General features: G+C 73.4%; 21 protein-coding genes. 13 read left to right on the forward strand and 8 right to left on the reverse strand.

The features are described from left to right. Window positions 1-16: 16 nt before the first annotated feature. The 5 genes from R2D22_RS22425 to R2D22_RS22445 form a co-directional block, all read right to left on the reverse strand. Window positions 17-409 (reverse strand): roadblock/LC7 domain-containing protein, encoded by a 393-nt coding sequence (locus R2D22_RS22425; RefSeq protein WP_318106448.1) that lies wholly within the window; start codon window positions 407-409, stop codon window positions 17-19. 41 nt (window positions 410-450) lie between these two features. Next, window positions 451-1,209 carry a transcriptional regulator gene (locus R2D22_RS22430; protein ID WP_318106449.1) on the reverse strand — a complete coding sequence of 253 codons (759 nt, stop codon included), beginning with the start codon at window positions 1,207-1,209 and terminating at the stop codon, window positions 451-453. Next, window positions 1,206-1,604: a hypothetical protein gene (locus R2D22_RS22435; protein WP_318106450.1), complete on the reverse strand. Its 399-nt coding sequence runs from the start codon at window positions 1,602-1,604 to the stop codon at window positions 1,206-1,208. Before R2D22_RS22435 ends, R2D22_RS22430 begins: the two co-directional genes overlap by 4 nt. 171 nt (window positions 1,605-1,775) lie before the next feature. Continuing rightward, a complete protein-coding gene (locus R2D22_RS22440) occupies window positions 1,776-2,249 on the reverse strand; it encodes an SRPBCC family protein (protein WP_318106451.1) in 474 nt (157 codons plus the stop codon). 18 nt (window positions 2,250-2,267) lie between these two features. Further along, window positions 2,268-3,584, reverse strand: a complete 1,317-nt coding sequence (locus R2D22_RS22445; RefSeq protein ID WP_318106452.1) for a type III PLP-dependent enzyme domain-containing protein — start codon at window positions 3,582-3,584, stop codon at window positions 2,268-2,270. A gap of 103 nt (window positions 3,585-3,687) precedes the next feature. On the opposite strand from R2D22_RS22445, the gene hutU reads away from it, so the two are divergent. From hutU to R2D22_RS22475, 6 genes are all read left to right on the forward strand, one after another. Beyond that, window positions 3,688-5,352 carry a urocanate hydratase gene (hutU, locus tag R2D22_RS22450; protein ID WP_318106453.1) on the forward strand — a complete coding sequence of 555 codons (1,665 nt, stop codon included), beginning with the start codon at window positions 3,688-3,690 and terminating at the stop codon, window positions 5,350-5,352. A 17-nt stretch (window positions 5,353-5,369) separates the two neighbouring features. Next, window positions 5,370-6,572, forward strand: a complete 1,203-nt coding sequence (locus tag R2D22_RS22455; protein WP_318109920.1) for an allantoate amidohydrolase — start codon at window positions 5,370-5,372, stop codon at window positions 6,570-6,572. Continuing rightward, a complete protein-coding gene (locus R2D22_RS22460) occupies window positions 6,563-7,903 on the forward strand; it encodes a formimidoylglutamate deiminase (protein ID WP_318106454.1) in 1,341 nt (446 codons plus the stop codon). The genes R2D22_RS22455 and R2D22_RS22460 overlap by 10 nt, the downstream gene beginning before the upstream one ends. Window positions 7,904-8,300: 397 nt before the next feature. Next, the gene (hutI, locus tag R2D22_RS22465) at window positions 8,301-9,473 is read left to right on the forward strand and encodes an imidazolonepropionase (RefSeq protein ID WP_318106455.1); all 1,173 of its coding nucleotides are present in this window, start codon (window positions 8,301-8,303) and stop codon (window positions 9,471-9,473) included. Between the two features lie 9 nt (window positions 9,474-9,482). Beyond that, complete coding sequence (locus tag R2D22_RS22470) at window positions 9,483-9,842, forward strand: hypothetical protein (RefSeq protein ID WP_318106456.1); 360 nt, start codon at window positions 9,483-9,485, stop codon at window positions 9,840-9,842. A gap of 33 nt (window positions 9,843-9,875) precedes the next feature. Further along, on the forward strand, window positions 9,876-10,454 hold the full coding sequence (locus R2D22_RS22475; RefSeq protein ID WP_318106457.1) for a maltokinase N-terminal cap-like domain-containing protein: 579 nt from the start codon (window positions 9,876-9,878) through the stop codon (window positions 10,452-10,454). Window positions 10,455-10,526: 72 nt separating this feature from the next. On the opposite strand, the gene R2D22_RS22480 is transcribed toward R2D22_RS22475, so the two are convergent. Both R2D22_RS22480 and R2D22_RS22485 read right to left on the reverse strand, forming a co-directional pair. Next, a complete protein-coding gene (locus R2D22_RS22480) occupies window positions 10,527-11,183 on the reverse strand; it encodes a DUF305 domain-containing protein (RefSeq protein WP_318109922.1) in 657 nt (218 codons plus the stop codon). 144 nt (window positions 11,184-11,327) lie between these two features. Then, complete coding sequence (locus R2D22_RS22485; RefSeq protein WP_318106458.1) at window positions 11,328-11,840, reverse strand: DUF6153 family protein; 513 nt, start codon at window positions 11,838-11,840, stop codon at window positions 11,328-11,330. 138 nt (window positions 11,841-11,978) lie between these two features. Between R2D22_RS22485 and R2D22_RS22490 the strand changes: the two genes are divergently transcribed. Further along, window positions 11,979-12,845 carry an AraC family transcriptional regulator gene (locus R2D22_RS22490; protein WP_318106459.1) on the forward strand — a complete coding sequence of 289 codons (867 nt, stop codon included), beginning with the start codon at window positions 11,979-11,981 and terminating at the stop codon, window positions 12,843-12,845. Between the two features lie 196 nt (window positions 12,846-13,041). Here R2D22_RS22490 and R2D22_RS22495 read toward each other — a convergent pair whose 3' ends face one another. After that, complete coding sequence (locus R2D22_RS22495) at window positions 13,042-13,914, reverse strand: RNA polymerase sigma factor SigF (protein ID WP_318106460.1); 873 nt, start codon at window positions 13,912-13,914, stop codon at window positions 13,042-13,044. 223 nt (window positions 13,915-14,137) lie between these two features. Between R2D22_RS22495 and R2D22_RS22500 the strand changes: the two genes are divergently transcribed. The 6 genes from R2D22_RS22500 to R2D22_RS22525 all read left to right on the forward strand — a co-directional run bounded on the left by R2D22_RS22500 (window position 14,138) and on the right by R2D22_RS22525 (window position 19,164). Next, the gene (locus R2D22_RS22500; protein WP_318106461.1) at window positions 14,138-14,506 is read left to right on the forward strand and encodes an STAS domain-containing protein; all 369 of its coding nucleotides are present in this window, start codon (window positions 14,138-14,140) and stop codon (window positions 14,504-14,506) included. Between the two features lie 94 nt (window positions 14,507-14,600). Further along, window positions 14,601-15,041, forward strand: coding sequence for an ATP-binding protein (locus R2D22_RS22505; RefSeq protein ID WP_318106462.1), 441 nt, complete (start codon window positions 14,601-14,603; stop codon window positions 15,039-15,041). Window positions 15,042-15,210: 169 nt separating this feature from the next. Then, complete coding sequence (locus tag R2D22_RS22510; protein ID WP_318106463.1) at window positions 15,211-15,882, forward strand: peptidase; 672 nt, start codon at window positions 15,211-15,213, stop codon at window positions 15,880-15,882. Continuing rightward, window positions 15,882-16,775, forward strand: a complete 894-nt coding sequence (locus tag R2D22_RS22515; protein WP_318106464.1) for a COG1470 family protein — start codon at window positions 15,882-15,884, stop codon at window positions 16,773-16,775. The genes R2D22_RS22510 and R2D22_RS22515 overlap by 1 nt, the downstream gene beginning before the upstream one ends. Continuing rightward, window positions 16,772-17,818: a hypothetical protein gene (locus R2D22_RS22520; protein WP_318106465.1), complete on the forward strand. Its 1,047-nt coding sequence runs from the start codon at window positions 16,772-16,774 to the stop codon at window positions 17,816-17,818. The genes R2D22_RS22515 and R2D22_RS22520 overlap by 4 nt, the downstream gene beginning before the upstream one ends. Window positions 17,819-17,856: 38 nt before the next feature. Beyond that, the gene (locus R2D22_RS22525; protein WP_318109924.1) at window positions 17,857-19,164 is read left to right on the forward strand and encodes a hypothetical protein; all 1,308 of its coding nucleotides are present in this window, start codon (window positions 17,857-17,859) and stop codon (window positions 19,162-19,164) included. The last annotated feature ends 71 nt before the right edge of the window (window positions 19,165-19,235 follow it).

Raw genomic sequence — 19,235 nt, forward strand, 5'->3', positions numbered from 1 at the left:
GTGGTGACGGTTCGGTTCAGGCCGGGTCGCGGCGTTCCAGCGCGGTGTCGACCAGTTCGCCGATCCGCGCGCTGGAGCGCCGGGCCTCCAGGTGGAGCCGGCCCACGTTGATCCGGGGCTCGGCGAGCAGGGTGAGGACGGCGGAGCCGCCCGCCGCGTACGTGGCGACGTAGCCGTGCTCGCCGCGCACCAGCAGTTCGCGGAAGGCGCCCTGGCCGGTGGAGTCGGCCAGCCGCTGTCCGACGCCGAGGGCCGCCGCGGTCAGCGCGGCGACGCTCTCCGCCTCGCCGTCGACGGTGTCCTGGGCGAGCACGAGGCCGTCGGCGCTGGCGGCGAGCGCGCCGGTGAGCTGGGGCAGCCGGGCGCGCAGCCTTCTGAGCTCGCCGAGCACCTCGGCTTCTGCGGTCATCAGCTGTCTCCTCTCGGCGCGCAGGCGCAGGGCACGCCTCATCACAGACTTGCCTCCAGGGCGTCACGGAGCCGGCGCAGCAGGGCGATGTCGGGGTCCGTCGCGACCTCGCCGACCCAGGAGGGCAGCGCGGCCGGTGCGGCGGGCACGGGGTCGAGGGGGGTCTCGACGAGGCCGGCGGCGGCGAGCCGCCGGACGTCGAGCAGCGTGTGGAAGGCCGGTCGGCCGAGCAGCCGGGCCAGGTCCGCCGGAGTGCGGGCGCCGTCGGCGGCGGCCAGCAGGGCGCGCTGGCGCAGGCCGACCGTCCGGCCGGGCTCGGCGGGGCGCGGCCGGACGGGGGCGGCGTCGACGGCCGGGTACGGCCAGACGTTGTCGAGCAGTTCGCGGCGGCGCAGGGTCTCCCGCTCGACGGCCGCGGCGGAGACCGGGCGCACGGAGCCGAACCAGTGCGCGACCCCGTACCGGAAGCGGGTCGGTCCGCTGCCCGGGGCGAGCGCGAAGAACGCCGCGTCGAAGACCGCGCCGAGGTGGCAGATCTCCAGTTCGCCGTCGCCGAGCCGGCCGCTGGTGACCAGGAACCGGCCGACCTCGCGCCGGGCCCCGGCGCGGTCGACGGCCTCGTCCCAGTTCTCGCGGGGCAGCCGGCCGCCGGCCGTCAGGAGCACGTCCAGGCCGGGCGCGGCCGGGCTCTCCGCGTGCACCACCCGGCCGTCGACGAGGTAGAGCGTGCCGTGGTCGCGCAGCAGCGCGCCGGTGGCCCGCTCGGCGGCGAGCCGGTCGAGCATCGGGGAGACGGTCATCCGAGGACCAGCCGTTCGGAGAGGTCGCGCAGCCGGATCCGGGCGAGCGCGAGGTTGCCCTCGGTGCGGTCCAGCCACAGGTGCAGGAAGACGCTGCTGTCGAAGGTCGTCTCGACGAACCGCAGCACGTGGTAGCCGCTGCGGGTGGCGACGATCAGGTCCTCGACCGGCGGCCCCTTGGGCTCCCCGGTGTCGGCCGGGCCGGCCGCGAACGACTCGTACTCGGCCGCCGCGCGCGCCAGTTCGGCGGTCTCGGCGGCCGTTGTCTCGTGGTCGCCGACCGGGGAGTCCCCGGCCGTTCCCAGCGCGAGCCCGCTGGTCCAGTCGACCAGGGACGCCCCGCGCGCGCCCGGCAAGGCCATGGCCTCAAGCAGGCACTCGTCGATTCCGGGCACGCGGGTTCCCCTCCCGATACGGCGTGCGGACGTACGGCAGTGACGGCGACGTTACTCAACGTCCCGTGCACTGGCGGGAGTTCTGGCATTTTCCATCGGAACATGCCAAGGGATGCTTGGATGTGGACGGGAACGGTCCGCCCTTGATCGTTCGCCCTGTGACGGCGCTGCTCAGCCGCGCCGTTCGATCGCCGCCGCGATCTCGTCCAGGTCCTTGGCGAGCGCCCGGCTCACCGCCTTCGCGCCCAGGCCGCCGACCAGCTTGGCCAGCAGGCCCATGGCGCCGCCGCCGGTCGGGGTGGCTCTGAACGTCATCACGATCATGGTCGAGGCGGACTCCGGGTCGCCCTTCAGCAGCTCGATCTCCGACACGTAGTGCATGCCGTGGGAGTCGGCGACCGTCACGTACCGCTCCGGGGGCACGCACTCGGTCACCGTCATCTCCTCGGTGGCCTCCTTGCCCATCATCCGCCGGGTCTCCCGCCACCGGGTGCCGACGTCGAAGCCGCCCGCCGTCAGCACCTCGACCCGCTCCACCCCGCTGAGAACCCGCTCCATGCCCCGCAGGTCGGTCAGCGCCTCCCAGACCGGCCCGGGAGGCGCCTGGACCCGGCGCTCGACGACGACGCTCTTGGTAGCAGCCATGGCTTCATCGAAGCACTCTCAGGCCAGGAGTGCGTCCGGGTCGTCGCCACCGGACTCGGCGACGATCTCCGCCAGGCTCTGGGCACGGCGGACGAGCGCGAAACGAACCCCCTCGGCCGTACGGGTGAAGCCGTGCACCCCGGGCCGTGGCAGGCTGTTGTAGCCGTAGTGGCTGGAGAAGTAGTACGCGCCGGTGTCCAGGACCGCGGCCACGTCGCCCGGCTCCAGGCGGGGCAGCCGCCGGGCGGTGGCCAGCAGGTCCCCGGCGAAGCAGGCCGGCCCGGCCACGTCCTGCACCACGTCGGGGCCGGTGCGGGGCCGGCCGGTGGCGTCGTACGCGGCGATCCGCACCGGGTAGGCCTCGGGGGCGTACACCGTGCGGGTGGCGAGCTGGACGCCCGCGTGGGTGACGGCGACGGGCCGGCCGCCGGCCGTCTTGGTGTACTCGACGCGGGCCAGCACCGTGCCGTGCCGGGCGAGCAGTGAGCGGCCGAACTCGGTCACCAGGGTGTAGCGCCCGTCGAAGAGCCCGGGGACCCGGTCGGCGAGCAGCCGGGCGTACTCCGCGTACGTCGGCGTCTCCTCGTCGGAGGCGAAGTTCACCGGCAGCCCGCCGCCGATGTCGAGGGTGTCGATCTGGAGCCGGCCGGCCTTGGCGTTGATCTCCTCGGCGAGCCCGTACAGCTCCGCGACGCCCTCGGCCATCAGGGCGAGCGGGACGCCCTGGGAGCCGCTGTGCACGTGCAGCCGGGTGAGCCAGCGCCGGTCGAGGTACGCCCGGACGACCTCGTCGCGGGCCCCCGGGTCGCGCAGGGCGACGCCGAACTTCGAGGTGGGGACGGCGGTGGACAGCGCGCTGATGGCGCCTGCGCCGAGCTGCGGGTTCACCCGCAGGCCGACGTGCGGGAAGCGCGCCGTCCGGGCGACGAGCGCGTCGAGCCGGGCCAGCTCCTGGTGGTTGTCGGCGTTCAGCGCGATGCCCAGGGCCAGCGCCTCGCGCAGCTCGCCCTCGGTCTTGGCGGGGGAGTCGAGGACGGTACGGGAGGCGGGGACGCCGGCCGCGCGGGCCAGGGCCAGCTCGCCGGGGCTCGCGACCTCGGCGCCGAGCCCCGCGTTGTCCAGCAGGCGCAGCACGGGCACCAGCGGGCAGGCCTTCACGGCGAAGGCGTGCAGGAAGCGGACGTCCGGGGCCACGGCGGCGAAGGCGGCCCGCAGGGCGGTGGCGGAGGCCCGGATGCCGTCGGCGTCGAGCAGGGCGACGACGGGCTCGTCGGGGGTGAGGAGTCCTTGTTCGACGGCGGCGTGGACGGCCGGATCGCGACGTGAGGAAGCCATGGGTCCATCCCACCATCGAGCGGCGCGCGGCCGCAGGTGTTGACTACATTTATTCAGTCAGTCAGGATGTGAATATCTGATTCACATCCGAGGAGGCAACGCCATGTCAGGACCCCGCCCCGTACGAGCCGCGCGCGGAACGGAACTCAGCGCCCTGGGATGGCAGCAGGAAGCCGCCCTCCGGATGCTGCAGAACAACCTCGACCCCGAGGTCGCCGAGCACCCCGACAAGCTCGTCGTCTACGGCGGCACCGGCAAGGCCGCCCGCGACTGGCGCTCCTTCGACGCCATGGTCCGCACGCTGCGCACCCTGAAGCAGGACGAGACCATGCTGGTCCAGTCCGGCCGTCCGGTCGGCGTCATGCAGACCCACGAGTGGGCCCCGCGCGTCCTGATCGCCAACTCCAACCTGGTCGGCGACTGGGCGAACTGGGAGGAGTTCCGCCGCCTGGAGCAGCTCGGCCTCACCATGTACGGCCAGATGACGGCCGGCTCCTGGATCTACATCGGCACCCAGGGCATCCTCCAGGGCACGTACGAGACCTTCGCCGCCGTCGCCGCCAAGAAGTTCAACGGCACCCTCGCCGGCACGATCACCCTCACCGCCGGCCTCGGCGGCATGGGTGGCGCCCAGCCGCTCGCCGTCACCATGAACGACGGCGTCGCGATCTGCGTCGACGTCGACCCGCGCGCCATCGAGCGCCGGATCGAGCACCGCTACCTGGACGTGAAGGCCGACAACCTGGCCCACGCCCTCCAGCTCGCGGTCGAGGCGCGCGACGCCCGCCGCCCGCTCTCCATCGGCCTCCTCGGCAACGCCGCCGAGCTGGTCCCGCAGATGCTGGCCGAGGGCGCGCCGATCGACATCGTGACCGACCAGACCTCGGCCCACGACCCGCTGTCGTACCTGCCGATCGGCGTCGCCTTCGAGGACATGGCCGACGCGGCGGCGAAGGACCCGGCCGGCTTCACCCAGCGGTCGCGCGAGTCGATGGCCAAGCACGTCGAGGCCATGGTCGGCTTCATGGACGCCGGCGCCGAGGTCTTCGACTACGGCAACTCGATCCGCGGCGAGGCCCAGCTGGCCGGCTACGACCGCGCCTTCGCCTTCCCCGGCTTCGTCCCGGCGTACATCCGCCCGCTGTTCTGCGAGGGCAAGGGCCCGTTCCGCTGGGCCGCGCTGTCCGGCGAGGCGTCCGACATCGCCAAGACCGACAAGGCGATCCTGGACCTCTTCCCGGAGAACGAGTCGCTGCACCGCTGGATCAAGATGGCCGGCGAGCGCGTCCACTTCCAGGGCCTGCCCGCCCGTATCTGCTGGCTCGGCCAGGGCGAGCGCGACAAGGCCGGCGACATGTTCAACGACATGGTCGGCAACGGCACCCTCGCCGCGCCGCTCGCGATCGGCCGCGACCACCTGGACTGCGGCTCGGTGGCCTCCCCGTACCGCGAGACCGAGGCCATGCTCGACGGCTCCGACGCGATCGCCGACTGGCCGCTCCTGAACGCCATGGTGAACGTCGCCTCCGGCGCGTCCTGGGTCTCCATCCACCACGGCGGCGGCGTCGGCATGGGCCGCTCCATCCACGCCGGCCAGGTCTCGGTCGCCGACGGCACCAAGCTCGCCGGCGAGAAGATCCGCCGCGTGCTCACCAACGACCCGGGCATGGGCGTCATCCGCCACGTCGACGCGGGCTACGAGATCGCGGAGCGGGTCGCGGACGAGAAGGGCGTCCGCGTCCCGATGCGCGAGGGTGACTCCGCGTGAGCGAGAGCTTCCATGCCATGTGGCGGTCGCTGCGGCCCATCGGCCGCAGCGACGCCTCGGGCGGCTACCGCCGCTACGCCTGGACCGGGGCGGACGCCGACTGCCGGCTCTGGTTCCGGATGCAGGCCGAGGCCCGCCGGCTGAACTACGAGGTCGACCGCAACGGCAACCAGTGGGCCTGGCTCGGCGACCCGGAGGCCGGCGACGCCGTCGTCACCGGCTCGCACCTGGACTCCGTCCCCGACGGCGGAGCGTTCGACGGCCCGCTCGGGGTCGTCTCCTCCTTCGCCGCGCTCGACGAACTGCGCGCCCGCGGCGTGCAGTTCCGGCGCCCGCTCGCCATCACCAACTTCGGTGACGAGGAGGGCGCCCGGTTCGGGCTCGCCTGCGTCGGCTCCCGGCTCACCGCCGGACAGCTCAGCAAGGAGCAGGCGTACGAGCTCCGCGACGGCGACGGGGTCAGCCTCCCGCAGGCCATGGAGGCCGCCGGGTACGACCCCGAGGCCATCGGCCCCGATCCCGAACGGCTCGCCCGTATCGGCGCGTTCGTCGAACTGCACGTCGAGCAGGGCCGCGCGCTGGACCTGTCCGGCGACGCCGTCGGCATCGCCTCCGCGATCTGGCCGCACGGCCGGTGGCGGTACGACTTCCACGGCGAGGCGAACCACGCCGGCACGACGCGGCTCGTCGACCGCCGGGACCCGATGCTGAGCTACGCCGAGACCGTCCTCGCGGCCCGCCGCGAGGCGGAACTCGCGGGCGCGGTAGCCACGTTCGGCAAGATCTCCGTAGAGCCGAACGGCGTCAACGCGATCCCCTCGCTGGTACGCGGCTGGCTCGACGCGCGGGCGGCGGACCAGGGCGCGCTGGACGCGGTCATCGCCGGCATCGAGACGGCGGCCCGCGAGACGGCGGCGAGGCACGGCATCGACCTGGGCGTGGTCCGGGAGTCGTTCACACCGGTCGTCGAGTTCGAGCACGCGCTGCGCGACGAAATGGTCCGCATCCTCGGCGAGAAGACCGGTGAGAAGACGCCCGTCCTCGGCACCGGCGCCGGACACGACGCGGGCATCCTGTCCGCCTCGATCCCGACCGCGATGCTGTTCGTACGCAACCCCACCGGCGTCTCGCACTCCCCGGCCGAGTTCGCGGGCGAGGACGACTGTGTCGCGGGTGTCCACGCGCTCGCCGACGTACTGGAGGGCCTGGCATGTCGCTGACGACGACGTACTGGCTGGAGCACGCCTGGCTCGGCGAGGGCGCGGAGCCGGGGGTGGTCCTGGAGGTCGAGGCGGACCGGATCACGGCGGTCCGCAAGGGCGTCGGGACGCCCCCGCCGGGAGCGGTGGTCCTGCGCGGCTTCACGATCCCCGGCCTGGCGAACGCCCACTCGCACGCCTTCCACCGTGCGCTGCGGGGCACGGTCCAGGTGGGCTCGGGCACGTTCTGGACGTGGCGTGACGTCATGTACCGGGTCGCCTCACGGCTCACGCCGGAGTCGTACCACGCGCTGGCGCGCGCCGTGTACGCGGAGATGGCGCTGGCGGGCATCACGTCCGTGGGCGAGTTCCACTACGTGCACCACGCGCCGGACGGCACGCCGTACGCCGACCCCAACGCGATGGGCGAGGCGCTGATCGCGGCGGCGGCCGACGCGGGCATCCGCATCACGCTGCTGGACACGGCGTACCTGTCGTCCGGCTTCGGCGCGGCTCCCGAGCCGCACCAGGTCCGATTCTCCGACGGGTCGGCGGACGCGTGGGCGGAGCGGGTGTCGGGCTTGAAGGAACGGCCCGGCGTCCGCCTCGGCGCGGCGATCCACTCCGTACGGGCCGTCCCGGCGTCGCAGCTCGCGGCGGTCGCGGACTGGGCGCGGGAGCGGGAGGCGCCGCTGCACGTCCACCTGTCCGAGCAGACGGCGGAGAACGAGGCCTGCCTCGCGGCGCACGGCTGCACGCCGACGCAGCTGCTGGCGGAGCACGGGGTGCTGGGGGCGCGCACGACCGGCGTCCACAACACCCACCTGACGGACGAGGACGTGAGGCTGCTCGGCTCGTCCGCGACGGGCACGTGCATGTGCCCGACGACGGAACGCGACCTGGCGGACGGCATCGGCCCGGCGGTCGCGCTGCAGCGGGCGGGCTCGCCCCTCTCGCTGGGCAGCGACAGCCACGCCGTGATCGACCTCCTGGAGGAGGCGCGGGCGATGGAGCTCAACGAGCGCCTGCGCTCCCGCACCCGCGGCCACTGGACGGCGTCCGCGCTGCTCCGCGCGGCCACGGAGGACGGCCACGCGGCCCTGGGCTGGCAGGACGCCGGTCGCCTGGAGGCGGGCGCGCTCGCCGACTTCACGACGGTGACGCTCGACTCGATCCGCACGGTGGGCGCGGACCCGCGCCTGGCGGCGGAGACGGCGGTCTTCGCGGCCACCGCCGCGGACGTCACGGACGTGGTCGTCGCAGGCCGCCCGATCGTCCGAGCCGGCGCCCACGCCACCATCGAGAACCCGGCAGCAGCCCTGAGCGAAGCCATCACGTCCCTCCGGACGTGACCGTCCGCCCCCGGCCCCCGGCCGGCGGCGGATCGGGCCCGCTCGGCGCTGGCCGAGCGGACCCGGCTCCGGGGTCGGTTCCGCGCCTTGCGGCGCGTGAGCTGTCGCGTCCGACCACGTGCCTCGCGGCGCGTAGCCTGCCGCTCCGGGCAGGCCCGGATCCGGTTCCGTGCCATCGTGGCCCGGGGCTGCGTGCCCGGCGCACGGCTCCGTACTTCGCGGCGCGGAGCTGCCGCTCCGGCGGGCGGGTTCGCGCCTTGCGGCGCGTGAGCTGCCGCGCCTGCCGGGGCCGGGGTGGCAGCCCCGGGAAGCTTGATCCCGTCAGCTCCACCGGCCCCCGGCAGGGTTTCGGGGAGGGGCGGGGTGGGGGACATTCAATCGACCATCGAGAGGGACCATGACCACCACCGTCGTCACCAACATCGGCCGACTCGTCACCAACGACCCCGCCCTCGGTGACGGCTCCCCGCTCGGGATCGTCGAGGACGCCGCGCTCGTGCTCGACGGCGAGCGGGTCGTCTGGGCCGGGTCCGCGGCCGGCGCGCCCGACGCCGACGTGCGCGTCGACGCCGGCGGGCGGGCCGTGATCCCCGGGTTCGTCGACTCCCACTCGCACCTCGTCTTCGCGGGCGACCGCACCGCCGAGTTCAACGCCCGCATGTCCGGCCAGGCCTACGCCGCCGGCGGCATCCGGACGACCGTCGCCGCCACCCGCGCCGCCTCCGACGCCGACCTGGAGCGCAACCTCACGCGGTACCTCGACGAGGCACTCCGTCAGGGCACCACCACCTTCGAGACCAAGTCCGGCTACGGCCTCACCACCCACGACGAGGCTCGCGCGCTGCGCATCGCCGCCGCGCACACCGACGAGGTCACCTACCTCGGCGCGCACATCGTGTCCCCGGACTTCGCCGACGACCCGGCCGGCTACGTCGCCCTCGTCACCGGCGAGATGCTCGACGCCTGCGCCCCGCACGCCCGCTGGGTCGACGTCTTCTGCGAGAAGGGCGCCTTCGACGGCGACCAGGCCCGCGCGATCCTCACCGCCGGCATGGCCAAGGGCCTGCACCCGCGCGTGCACGCCAACCAGCTCTCGTACGGCCCCGGCGTCCAGCTCGCCGTCGAGCTGGACGCGGCCAGCGCCGACCACTGCACCCACCTCACCGACGCCGACGTCGACGCGCTCGCCAACGGCAACACCGTCGCCACCCTCCTCCCCGGCGCCGAGTTCTCCACCCGCGCCGAGTGGCCGGACGCCCGCCGTCTCCTCGACGCCGGCGTGACCGTCGCGCTCTCCACCGACTGCAACCCGGGTTCGTCGTTCACCTCGTCCGTCCCCTTCTGCATCGCCCTCGCCGTCCGCGACATGCGGATGACCCCGGACGAGGCGCTCTGGTCCGCCACCGCCGGTGGCGCCGCGGCCCTGCGCCGTACGGACATCGGCCGCCTCGCGCCCGGCGCGTACGCGGACTTCGCGCTCCTCGACGCCCCCTCCCACGTCCACCTCGCCTACCGCCCGGGCGTCCCGTTGGTGACCGAGGTCTGGAAGCGCGGCTCCCGTATGGTCTGATCGGGTGCCATGACGAGCCTCACCGACCGTGCCCGCGGCCTCTGGCCGGAGGAGAACCGCCCCTGGAACCCGGAGGCGAGCACCAGCGCCGACCTGTCGTCGTTCCTGGAGCAGCTCACCTTCGCGAGCGCGGACGAGATCGTCGCCATGCTCGACGACCAGGCGCCGTACCTCGTCGACGGCCAGATGTCGGTCTGGGCGCGCAACCTGGCGTACCGCCTCGCGTGCCTGCAACGCCCCGACGATCCCGGTCTGTTGCGGGCCGCGGGCGACAGCCTGTACCTGCACGGTCCGGACTGGGACGACACCGCCCTGGAGTTGAAGCGGCGCGCGGACGAACTGGACGGCGGCGTACCGGAGTCGGACTGACTTCGCGCATCGGCCGCGTCCTACCATCGCCCCATGGCGATCATCCATCACACCACGATGAACCCCACCAAACTCGAGCTGCTCGCCCAGTGGCTGCCGACCCGGCCCTGGTACGAGGCCACCGGCCGCACGCCCGAGCCCGTGAAGGCCGGTGGCTTCCGGCTGGAGGACCCGGAGGGGGAGGTGGGCATCGAGTTCATGGTGGTCACCGACGCCTCGGCGACCGAGCCGGTCGCCTACCTCGTGCCTCTGACGTACCGCGCCGCGCCCCTCGACGGGGCCGGCGCGGACGCCCTGATCGGCACGTCCGAGCACGGCGTGCTCGGCACGCGCTGGATCTACGACGGCGTCCACGACCCGGTCCTCGCCGCGCAGCTCCTCGCCCTGCTCCGGGACCAGGCCGAGCCGCAGGCGCAGAGCGTGTCCGACACCCCCGACCCCACGGTCCTGCGGGCCGGCGCCGCGCTCGCCGACGGGGCGACGTTCGCCGACGTGACGGTGAACCGCCGTCTCGCCGCGAGCCCGGCTCCCGTCGCCGCCGCGCACGTCACCGCGACCTGGCGGCTCCCGGACGGGACGGAGACCCGCAGCGTGTTCGTCGCCGCGTCCTGACCGAGAAGGACCGGAGCCGGAACCGGAACCGGAACCGGTCCGGGCGCACGTCGCCCGGACCGGCTCACCGGCTCAGCTCTTGCCGAGCAGCTTGTTCATCTGCGCGATCTCGGCGGACTGCGAGGTGATGATCGCCTGCGCCATGGTCCTGGCGTCGGTGAAGGCGCCCTGCGCCTGCTCCGTCCGAGCCATCGCCACCGCGCCCTCGTGGTGCTTGATCATCAGCTCCATGAAGGCGGTGTCGAACGCCTTGCCCTTGGCGTTCTTCAGACCGTCCATCTCCTCCGTGGTCATCATCCCGCCCGTGTCGCCGTCGCCCCCGTGCGTGGAGTGGTCCATCGCGCCCGGCGCCGGGACCTCCTCGCCCCACGAGGTCAGCCAGCCCGACAGGGTCTTGATCTCGGGGTCCTGGGCGTTCTTGATGTCCGCGGCGAGCTTCTTCACCGCCGGGGACTCGGCGCGGGTCGGCGCCAGGTCGGCCATCTCGATCGCCTGCCGGTGGTGGGGGATCATCCCCTGGGCGAACGTGACGTCGGCCGCGTTCTGCGCGCTCTTGGACGCGGGGGCGGACGGCGAGGCGGACGCGCCGGAGCCGTTGCCGTGGCCGCTGTGGTCGCCCGTGCCGTCGCCGTCGCTGCCGCAGGCGGCGAGGAGGACTGCGGCCGCGCCGGCGGCGAGGACGGCGGTGGCGCGGCGGACGTGGGAACGCTTGTCGGTCGTGCGGATCATGCGGTTCATGCTGTTTCTGCTCCTTGCGGCGCAGCCGGACGACGGCGTGCGCGAAGAACGGATGAAGGGTCGCCTCGGAGCGCGTCCGGTGTCGCGTCGCATCGCATCGCGGCGAGCGACGGCACAGGGACCGCGCGGGCGGCTCTAGATCCGCAGGAGCTGGAGTTCGGCGAGATCGGGCGGCGCGCGCCCGCTCACCGCCGAGGCCGGCGCCGTCACGAGCGACGGCGCGGCCGGGGGCACGTCGTCACCGGCGGGCGCCGGCGCGGGCGGGGCGTACGAGCCGCCCACCCCGGCGGCGGCGCAGGTCGCGTCCGCGTGTTCCAGGTGACCGGACCCGCCCGAGCCGTGGGAGCAGGCGTGCTCCGGATCGGGGGACTCGACGGAGTGCGCGGCGGATGCCGTGCCGGGCATGCCCCGCATGCCGTGTCCGGCGGACGCCGTCCCGTGTCCGGCGGACGCCGTCCCGTGTCCGGCGGACGCCGTCCCGTGTCCGGCGGACGCCATGCCGACCTGAGCCGGCGCCGACACCGGCGCCGCCACCTGCGCCGGCGACAGGGCGTGCATACCCAGCACCCCCGCCAGCACGACCAGCACCAGCATCACGAAACCGCCGCCCAGGGGGCGGCGGCTCGTCGGCCGGCGGGTCGAAGTCATGGCGCCATCGTAGGAGACTCCTTCCGCGGCCCGCGCGCCCTGCCCGGCTCCGGTACGCCCGACCGGACCGGGCACAGGATGTCGGGTCCGGTACGGGGCCCCGTTCCTAACGTGAGGGGCACAGGGAAGGAGACCGCGATGCTGGACCGGCTGAACGAGGCGCTCGACCACATCGAGGCGCATCTCGACGGGACGATCGAGGTGGCCGCGCTGGCGCGGATCGCGACGACGTCGGAGTACCACTTCCGTCGGATGTTCTCGGCGCTGGCGGGGATGCCGCTGTCCGAGTACGTCCGGCGCAGGAGGCTCACCGTCGCGGGCGCCGAGGTGCTGGCCGGCGAGCGGACGCTGCTGGAGATCGCCGTGCGGTACGGCTACGGCTCCGGCGAGGCGTTCGCGCGGGCGTTCCGGGCCGTGCACGGGATCGGCCCGGGCGACGCCCGGCGGACCGGCGCCGCGCTGCGGGCCCAGCAGCGGATCTCCTTCCGTCTCGTCATCGAAGGAAGGAGCACCATGCGGTATCGCGTCGTGCAGAAGGAGCAGTTCCGGATCGTCGGGCGGAAGGCCCGCGTCCCGCTCGTCCACGAGGGCCCGAACACCGCCATCGCGGACTTCGTCCGCGGCATCGGCCAGGAGACGGTGCAGCGCATCGCCGCGCTGTCCGACCAGGAGCCGAAGGGCATCGTCGGAGTGAGCGACGACCTCGACCCCAGCCGGGCCGAGGGCACCGAACTCGACTACTACCACGGGGTGGTGACGGGCGCGGAGGCCCCGGACGACCTGGACGAACTCGTCGTCCCGGCCGGCACCTGGGCCGTCTTCGACCACTCCGGCCCGTTCCCCGAGTCCCTCCAGCACCTCTGGCGGGACGTCTTCACCCAGTGGTTCCCGTCCAACCCGTACCACAGCCGGCCGGGCCCGGAGATCCTCTCGGTCCGCCTCGCTCCGGGCGGCGCCGAGGCGGACGCGGAGCTGTGGATCCCGGTGGAGCGCACTCAGTCCTGACCGGGCGCCGCGTCGGGCACCGCCGCCGTGTCGACCGAGCCGTCGCACGGGTCGAGCGGTGCCTGCACCGGCCGCGAGCACTACGAAGAAGACCATGGCGATTCCCCCCTGAACCCCGGGCTCGATGGAGCCCGTTCCGGACGGCTCCGTCAATCACGCAAAGGCGCCCGGCAGTTGACGAGGCAGGGGGGAGTCCTCACTCCTCCAGGGTCAGACCCTTCCGCAGCCGTCCGAGGGTGCGGGCGAGCAGCCGCGACACGTGCATCTGCGAGATGCCCAGCTCCTCGCCGATCTCGGACTGCGTCATGCCCGCGGTGAACCGCAGCGACAGGATCTTCCTGTCGCGGGCCGGCAGCGCCGCGATCATCGGCTTCAGGGACTCGACGTACTCGATGCCCTCGAGTCCGTGGTCCTCGTAGCCGATGCGGTCGGCGAGCGTGCCCTCGGTCTCGTCCTCCTCGGGCTGGGCGTCGAGCGAGCTCGCGGTGTACGCGTTGCTCGCGGCCATGCCCTCGACGACCTCGTCGTGGCCGATGCCGAGTTCGGCGGCCAGTTCCTCGACGGTGGGCGCGCGGTCGAGCCGCTGCGCGAGTTCGTCGCCGGCCCGGGCCAGGTCGAGGCGGAGTTCCTGGAGTCGGCGCGGTACGCGCACGGACCAGGAGGTGTCTCGGAAGAAGCGCTTGATCTCGCCGATGATGGTCGGCATCGCGAAGGTCGGGAACTCGACGTTCCTGCTCAGGTCGAAGCGGTCGATGGCCTTGATGAGGCCGATGGTGCCGACCTGGACGATGTCCTCCATCGGTTCGCTGCGGGTGCGGAACCGGGAGGCGGCGAACTTCACCAGGGCGAGGTTCAGTTCCACCAGGGTGTTGCGGACGTAGGCGTACTCGTGGGTGCCTTCCTCGAGTGCTTCGAGGCGGGCGAAGAGGGTCTTCGACAGGGCGCGCGCGTCGAGCGGGGCGACCTGCTCGAACGAGTGGATCTCCGCGAGTTCCGGGAGATCGTGCGCTGCGGGCGGAGTCGTCGACGGCGCGTGGGGGGAACGCGAGGCGTCGAGCCGGGGTGACATGGTCTCCTCCATCATGATTCGTTCGCTGCGGTTTGCGGCGCCTCCAAAGCCGGTCGTGTTCGGGTGTCCCTACAAGGCCTACCCGCTCCGCAGGGATCGTTGCAAGTCCCAAATGTCCACTTTGGAAGGGTTCATGGTGGAGTCCGGGTGTCGGGAAGGGCGCTCCACTTGTATGGTTCTTCGAGCGTCAACCGGCATCCGGAGAGCGAGAAGAGGCACGGGCATGGACCGCCAGACCGTGGGCCGCGCGCGACCGGCCCGGCTTCGGGTCGAGGCACGGACCCTGGGTGTGAGCGAGATCGTCAAGCCGGTGGGTGAGCTCGATCACCACACCGCCGATCTGTTGCGTACGCCACTCCACGACGCCCTCGGCGAGGGTCGTTCACGCCTCGTGGTCGACTGCTCCGGGCTCGACTTCTGCGACTCCACCGGACTCAACGTCCTCCTCGGAGCCCGCCTGAAGGCCGAGGCGGCCGGGGGTGGCGTCCATCTCTCGGGGATGCGGCCCGCGGTGGCCCGGGTCTTCGAGATCACCGGTGCGGACGCAGTCTTCACCGTCCACGACTCCCTCGACGCGGCGCTCGCCGACTGAGAAAACGGGTGTTGTCGTGACACGCCGGGGCAGGAGAGCCCCGGCTCTGCTCTTGGTCCTAGGTCGTTCGGTGAATCGGTGAGGTGAAGCGCTGATGGACACTGCTGCCGGTACCGGCGACGTCGCCCTTGAGGTGCGCACGCTCGCCCTCGGCGACGCGCCCGGTGTCGTTCCGCTCGCCCGTGACTTCGCGCGGCAGGTGCTGCGCGACTGGGGCTGGCTGCCCGCCGCCACCGCCGACCGCAGAGCGGCCGCCGAGGACGTCCTCCTCGTCGTCTCCGAGCTGGTGACCAACGCCTGCCTCCACGCCGAGGGTCCCGAGCGGCTCCGGATCGCCCGCGGCTCGAAGGTGCTCCGCCTGGAGGTCGTCGACCGCGGCGCCGGGCAGCCCGCGCCGCGCACCCCGCACCGGGCCGGCCGGCCGGGCGGGCACGGCATGTTCATCGTCCAGCGGCTCTGCCTCGACTGGGGCGTGGAGCGCACCCCGGGCGCGCCGGGCAAGACGGTGTGGGCGGAGCTTGCCGCCCCGCAGTAGGGGTGTCGAATCGAACAAGCGCTGGGGCTTGTGGAGTTGTTGAGGAGCGCGTCAATACGGCGCGCTCTTTGTCTTCCCTCGACAAGGCCCCGGGCGTACCTTGAGCGCCCAATCTGATGTGCCGTCAGTAACTTCGGCGGTGCGACGCCCGGCGTGAGGGGTGCTCGAAGTGTCCAACCGGAAGAGGACGGCCGCCGCAGCGATACTGTCCGCGGCACTGGCGGGCTCGGCGGTGCTGACGGCCGCCTCCGCCGCGTACGCCGAAGTGGTCGACGTGAACTACGGCTGCCAGACGAAGATCGGCCCGAAGAGCGCCGTGTCGCCCGTCGACGTCAAGGCGGTCAAGAGCGGCGACGGCTACACGGTCACCATGTCCTTCGAGAAGGGCGTCTCCGACAGCCCCATCGAGCTGCCCAAGGGGGTCATGAAGCCCCGCGCCGAGCTCGTCCTCGGCGGCGCCGACAACGGCACGGTGAAGGTGACCGGCGTGCCCAACGCCGAGAAGATCCCGCCCAACACCCCGATCAAGATCGGCGAGCTGACCGGCACGTACAAGCCGAGGAAGAGCGGCAAGGTCACCTTCACGGCCGGTGTGCTCACCGTCCACGCCCTGGGGATGGACGCGGCCACCTGTACGCCCAAGAACAACCCGAAGCCGTCCCTCGAACTCGACGTGACCGCCTCGGGCGGGGGCGGTGGCGGTGGCGACGACTCGGGCGGCGGCGAACTGCCGAAGACCGGCCCGCTCGACTCCGCGATGGCGCTGGGCACCCTCGGCGGCACCGTGCTGCTGACGGGCGCGGCCGGAGTGCTCTGGCTCACCCGGCGCACGGCGCGCTGATGCGCGCGCGGGACGCGGCCGCACCCGCCGCCGCGCTGCTGTGCCTCGCGCTGACCGCCCCGGCGGCGGCGGACGCACGGCCGGCGTGGACGGCGGGACCGGCCGCCGGACGGCCGTACGTCTATCTGGAGGGCGGGGTGGGCAGCGTCCTGCAGGACACCGTGTCGGTGACCAACTCCGGTACGCGGCCGGTGACGGTACAGCTCACCGCCGCGGACGCCACGCGTACGGGCACCGCCGCCGTGCTCGCGCCGGCCGCCCGTGCGGTGACCGTCCCGGCCCGGACCCGCGCCGACATCCCCTTCGCGGTGACCGTGCCCGCCGACGCCGTGCCGGGCGAGCGGACCGGCGCCGTCGTCGTGACGGACGGCAGCCACGAGGCCCGGGTGCGGATCCATCTGCGGGTGAACGGCCCCCGGCTGGCCGCGCTCACCGTGGAGCGGGTCCGTGTCGACGACTCCGGCACGATCCACTACGTCCTGGTCAACCGCGGCAACACCGCGCTGACGCCCCGTCTCTCCGTACGCGCCGACGGCGTCCTCGGTACCGCCCTCGACCGCCCCGCGCGCGACCTGCCCGTCACCCTGCGCCCGGGCGAGCGGCGCGCGCTCACCGAGCCCTGGCCGGACCGCCCCGCCCTCGACGCGGTCACCGTCCGGCTGGGCGTCACCGCGGCCGACGGGGCCCACGCGGCGGCCCGCGCCGAGGCCCGGTTCGCCTCCGCCGGCGCCGTCGGCACGCTCGCCGCGGCGCTGCTCGCGTCCGTGGCCACGGCCGGGTACGCGCTGCTCCGGCGCCGCCGTAAGGCCACGGAACAACCTGCCGAACCATCTGCCGAACCACCGAGCGAGGAGCACCTGTTGGCAACGTCGGCGGCGGGAGCGGAACGATGACGACGACGCGTACCACCCGCACCGGGGCCCTCCTGCTCGTCCTCGCCGCACTCGCCCTGTCGCTGCTGCCGACGGCCACGGCGACCGCCGCGGAGGCACCGAAGGTCACGGTCTCCCAGAAGGAGGCCGGCAAGGGCGGCGAGATCACCGTGAGCGGCGCCGGCTGGAAGCCCGGCGCGCTGCTGATGCTGCTGATCTGCGGCCAGTCCACGCCCGAGAAGGGTGTGATCGGCGGCACCAACTCCTGCGCCAACACCGACGGGAGGGCCGCGACCGCCGACGCCGAGGGGAAGTTCAGCAAGAAGATGCCGGTGGCCGAACCGCCCACGCCCTGCCCCTGCGTCGTGCACGTCGCCGTCGTCACCGGCGGCGGACAGGACGCCGTGGACGTCGCGTTCACGGTCGCCGGCCATCCCACCGCCCCCCTGCCCACGCAGACCGGCGGCGGCCGGCTCGCCGTCCTCGCCTCCGTACGGCTCGAAGGATCGAGCGGCGTCCTCGTCCGGTTCGGCGCGCCCGCCCGGCGGAACGTCGTGTTCACCGTCGGCAACCTCGGCTCCGGGCCGGTGAAGGACCCGGTCTTCCAGGTCGGCACCAGCCACGGCGTGTTCGCGCCGCAGTACGAGGAACGGCAGTGGCGCGGCACCGTCGAGCCCGGCCGCAAGGCCCTGGTCGAGCTGCCCGTCGAGCTGTCGGCCGGAGCCTACGGCGACTACCGGGTCACCGTGAAGTACGGCGACAAGGTGCTGGTCGAGCAGCCGTGGGGGGTCGGCCGGCCGTGGGGCGTGGTCGTCTTCTGGGTGCTGCTCGCCGTGGTCGTCCCGGCCGCGCTGTTCCGCATCGGCATGGCGGTGGTGGACCGGGTGCGCCCGGGCACCGGCGCCCGCCACCGGACGCGGCCCCCTCGTACCACCAGCGGGCGCACCACGCCCCCCGTGGCCGCCGGAGACCCGGCCGGCGCCGCGGACACCACGGTCCTGCCGTGGTTCACCCCGGACTCCGCACCGTCAGAGAACCGACCCACGACGAAGGGACATTCGTGAGCACGCAACGGAGGGTGAGCGCGGCCGGAGTCGCGCTGATGCTCGGCGGTGCGGGAATCCTGCTGTCCGCCGCGCCCGCCCAGGCCGCCGAGGTCTCGTACAAGACCGAGTGCATTCCGCCGGCCATCTCCGGCATGCCGCCGGTCCAGGGCACGACGAAGGTGGAGATCACCGCCCCGGCCGAGGCGAAGGTGGGGGACGAGGTCGAGGTGGTGTGGAAGACGGTCGAGGCCGCCTCCAAGAACCCCGACGTCCTCGACCTGGACAAGGACACCGTCAAGCCGACCGGCGTGATCAAGGTCGGCGGCGCGGTGACCGCCACCCTGAACATGGAGGGGCCGCGGCAGAACCCGCCGATCCCCAAGAACAGCCCGATGAAGCTGCCGGACATGAAGGGGAAGCTGAAGCTGGAGAAGGCCGGCGAGGTCACGCTGACGCCGGACAAGTACAACATCAACGTCTCCAAGCCGATGTCGACGGACACCAAGTGCTCCCCGAAGGAGACGGTCGCGGTCGGCGCCACGATCAAGGTGACCGACGGCGGCGGCTCGACCACCTCCGGCGGCTCGACGAGCACGTCGGGCGGAAGCAGCACCTCCGGCGGTGGCACGAGCACCTCGGGCGGCGGTTCGACGAGCACCTCCGGTGGTGGCAGCACCGCCTCCGGCGGCGGCTCGGCGAGCGCCGGCGGGGCCTCGGGCGGGGGCGGCGGTCAGACCGACTTCACCGGCAAGGAGGTGGCGGTCCAGTTCACCTGCCAGTCCCCGGGACCGGCGAGCATCACCTCCAAGGTGACGATCAACGCCAAGAAGAGCGGCGGCAGCTACGCCCTCACCGTCAAGACCGCCAAGGGCGTCATGAACAGCCCGGCGCCGCTCCCGGCGGGCGCGCTGAAGCCGTCCATGGCCGTCAAGATCGGCGGCGCGGACAGCGGCACCGTGAAGGTCGACGGACCGGCGAACTCCGCTCCGCTGGAGCAGGGCAAGCCGGTCGACCTGCCGGACATGACGGGCACGTACAAGCCGGGCGCGACCGGCAAGTCCACCCTCAGCCCCGGCACGCTGACCATCAACGTCTCGCTCGGCGGCTCGCCGATCGTGATCCCGTGCCAGGTCAAGGGCTCCGTCCAGGCGTCCCTGGAGCTCGACACGACCGCCCAGGCGGGGGGCGCGGCGGGCGGCGGTGACACGGCCGCGGGCGGTGGCTCCGGCTCCGGCGGCGGGCTCGCCGAGACCGGCGCGGAGGACGAGGGCGCGCTGCGTGCCCTCGCCCTGGTCGCCGGCACGGTGATCCTGCTCGGCGGCGCGGTGTTCACCTTCACCCCGTGGGCGCGTCTGCGGCGCTGACCGGCGGAAACGGCGGAGGGCCGCCGCACCGGTGTCCGGTGCGGCGGCCCTCCGTACGAGGCGGGACGGGT

The sequence above is a fragment of the Streptomyces sp. HUAS YS2 genome, from assembly GCF_033343995.1.
Classification (GTDB): Bacteria; Actinomycetota; Actinomycetes; order Streptomycetales; family Streptomycetaceae; genus Streptomyces; species Streptomyces solicathayae.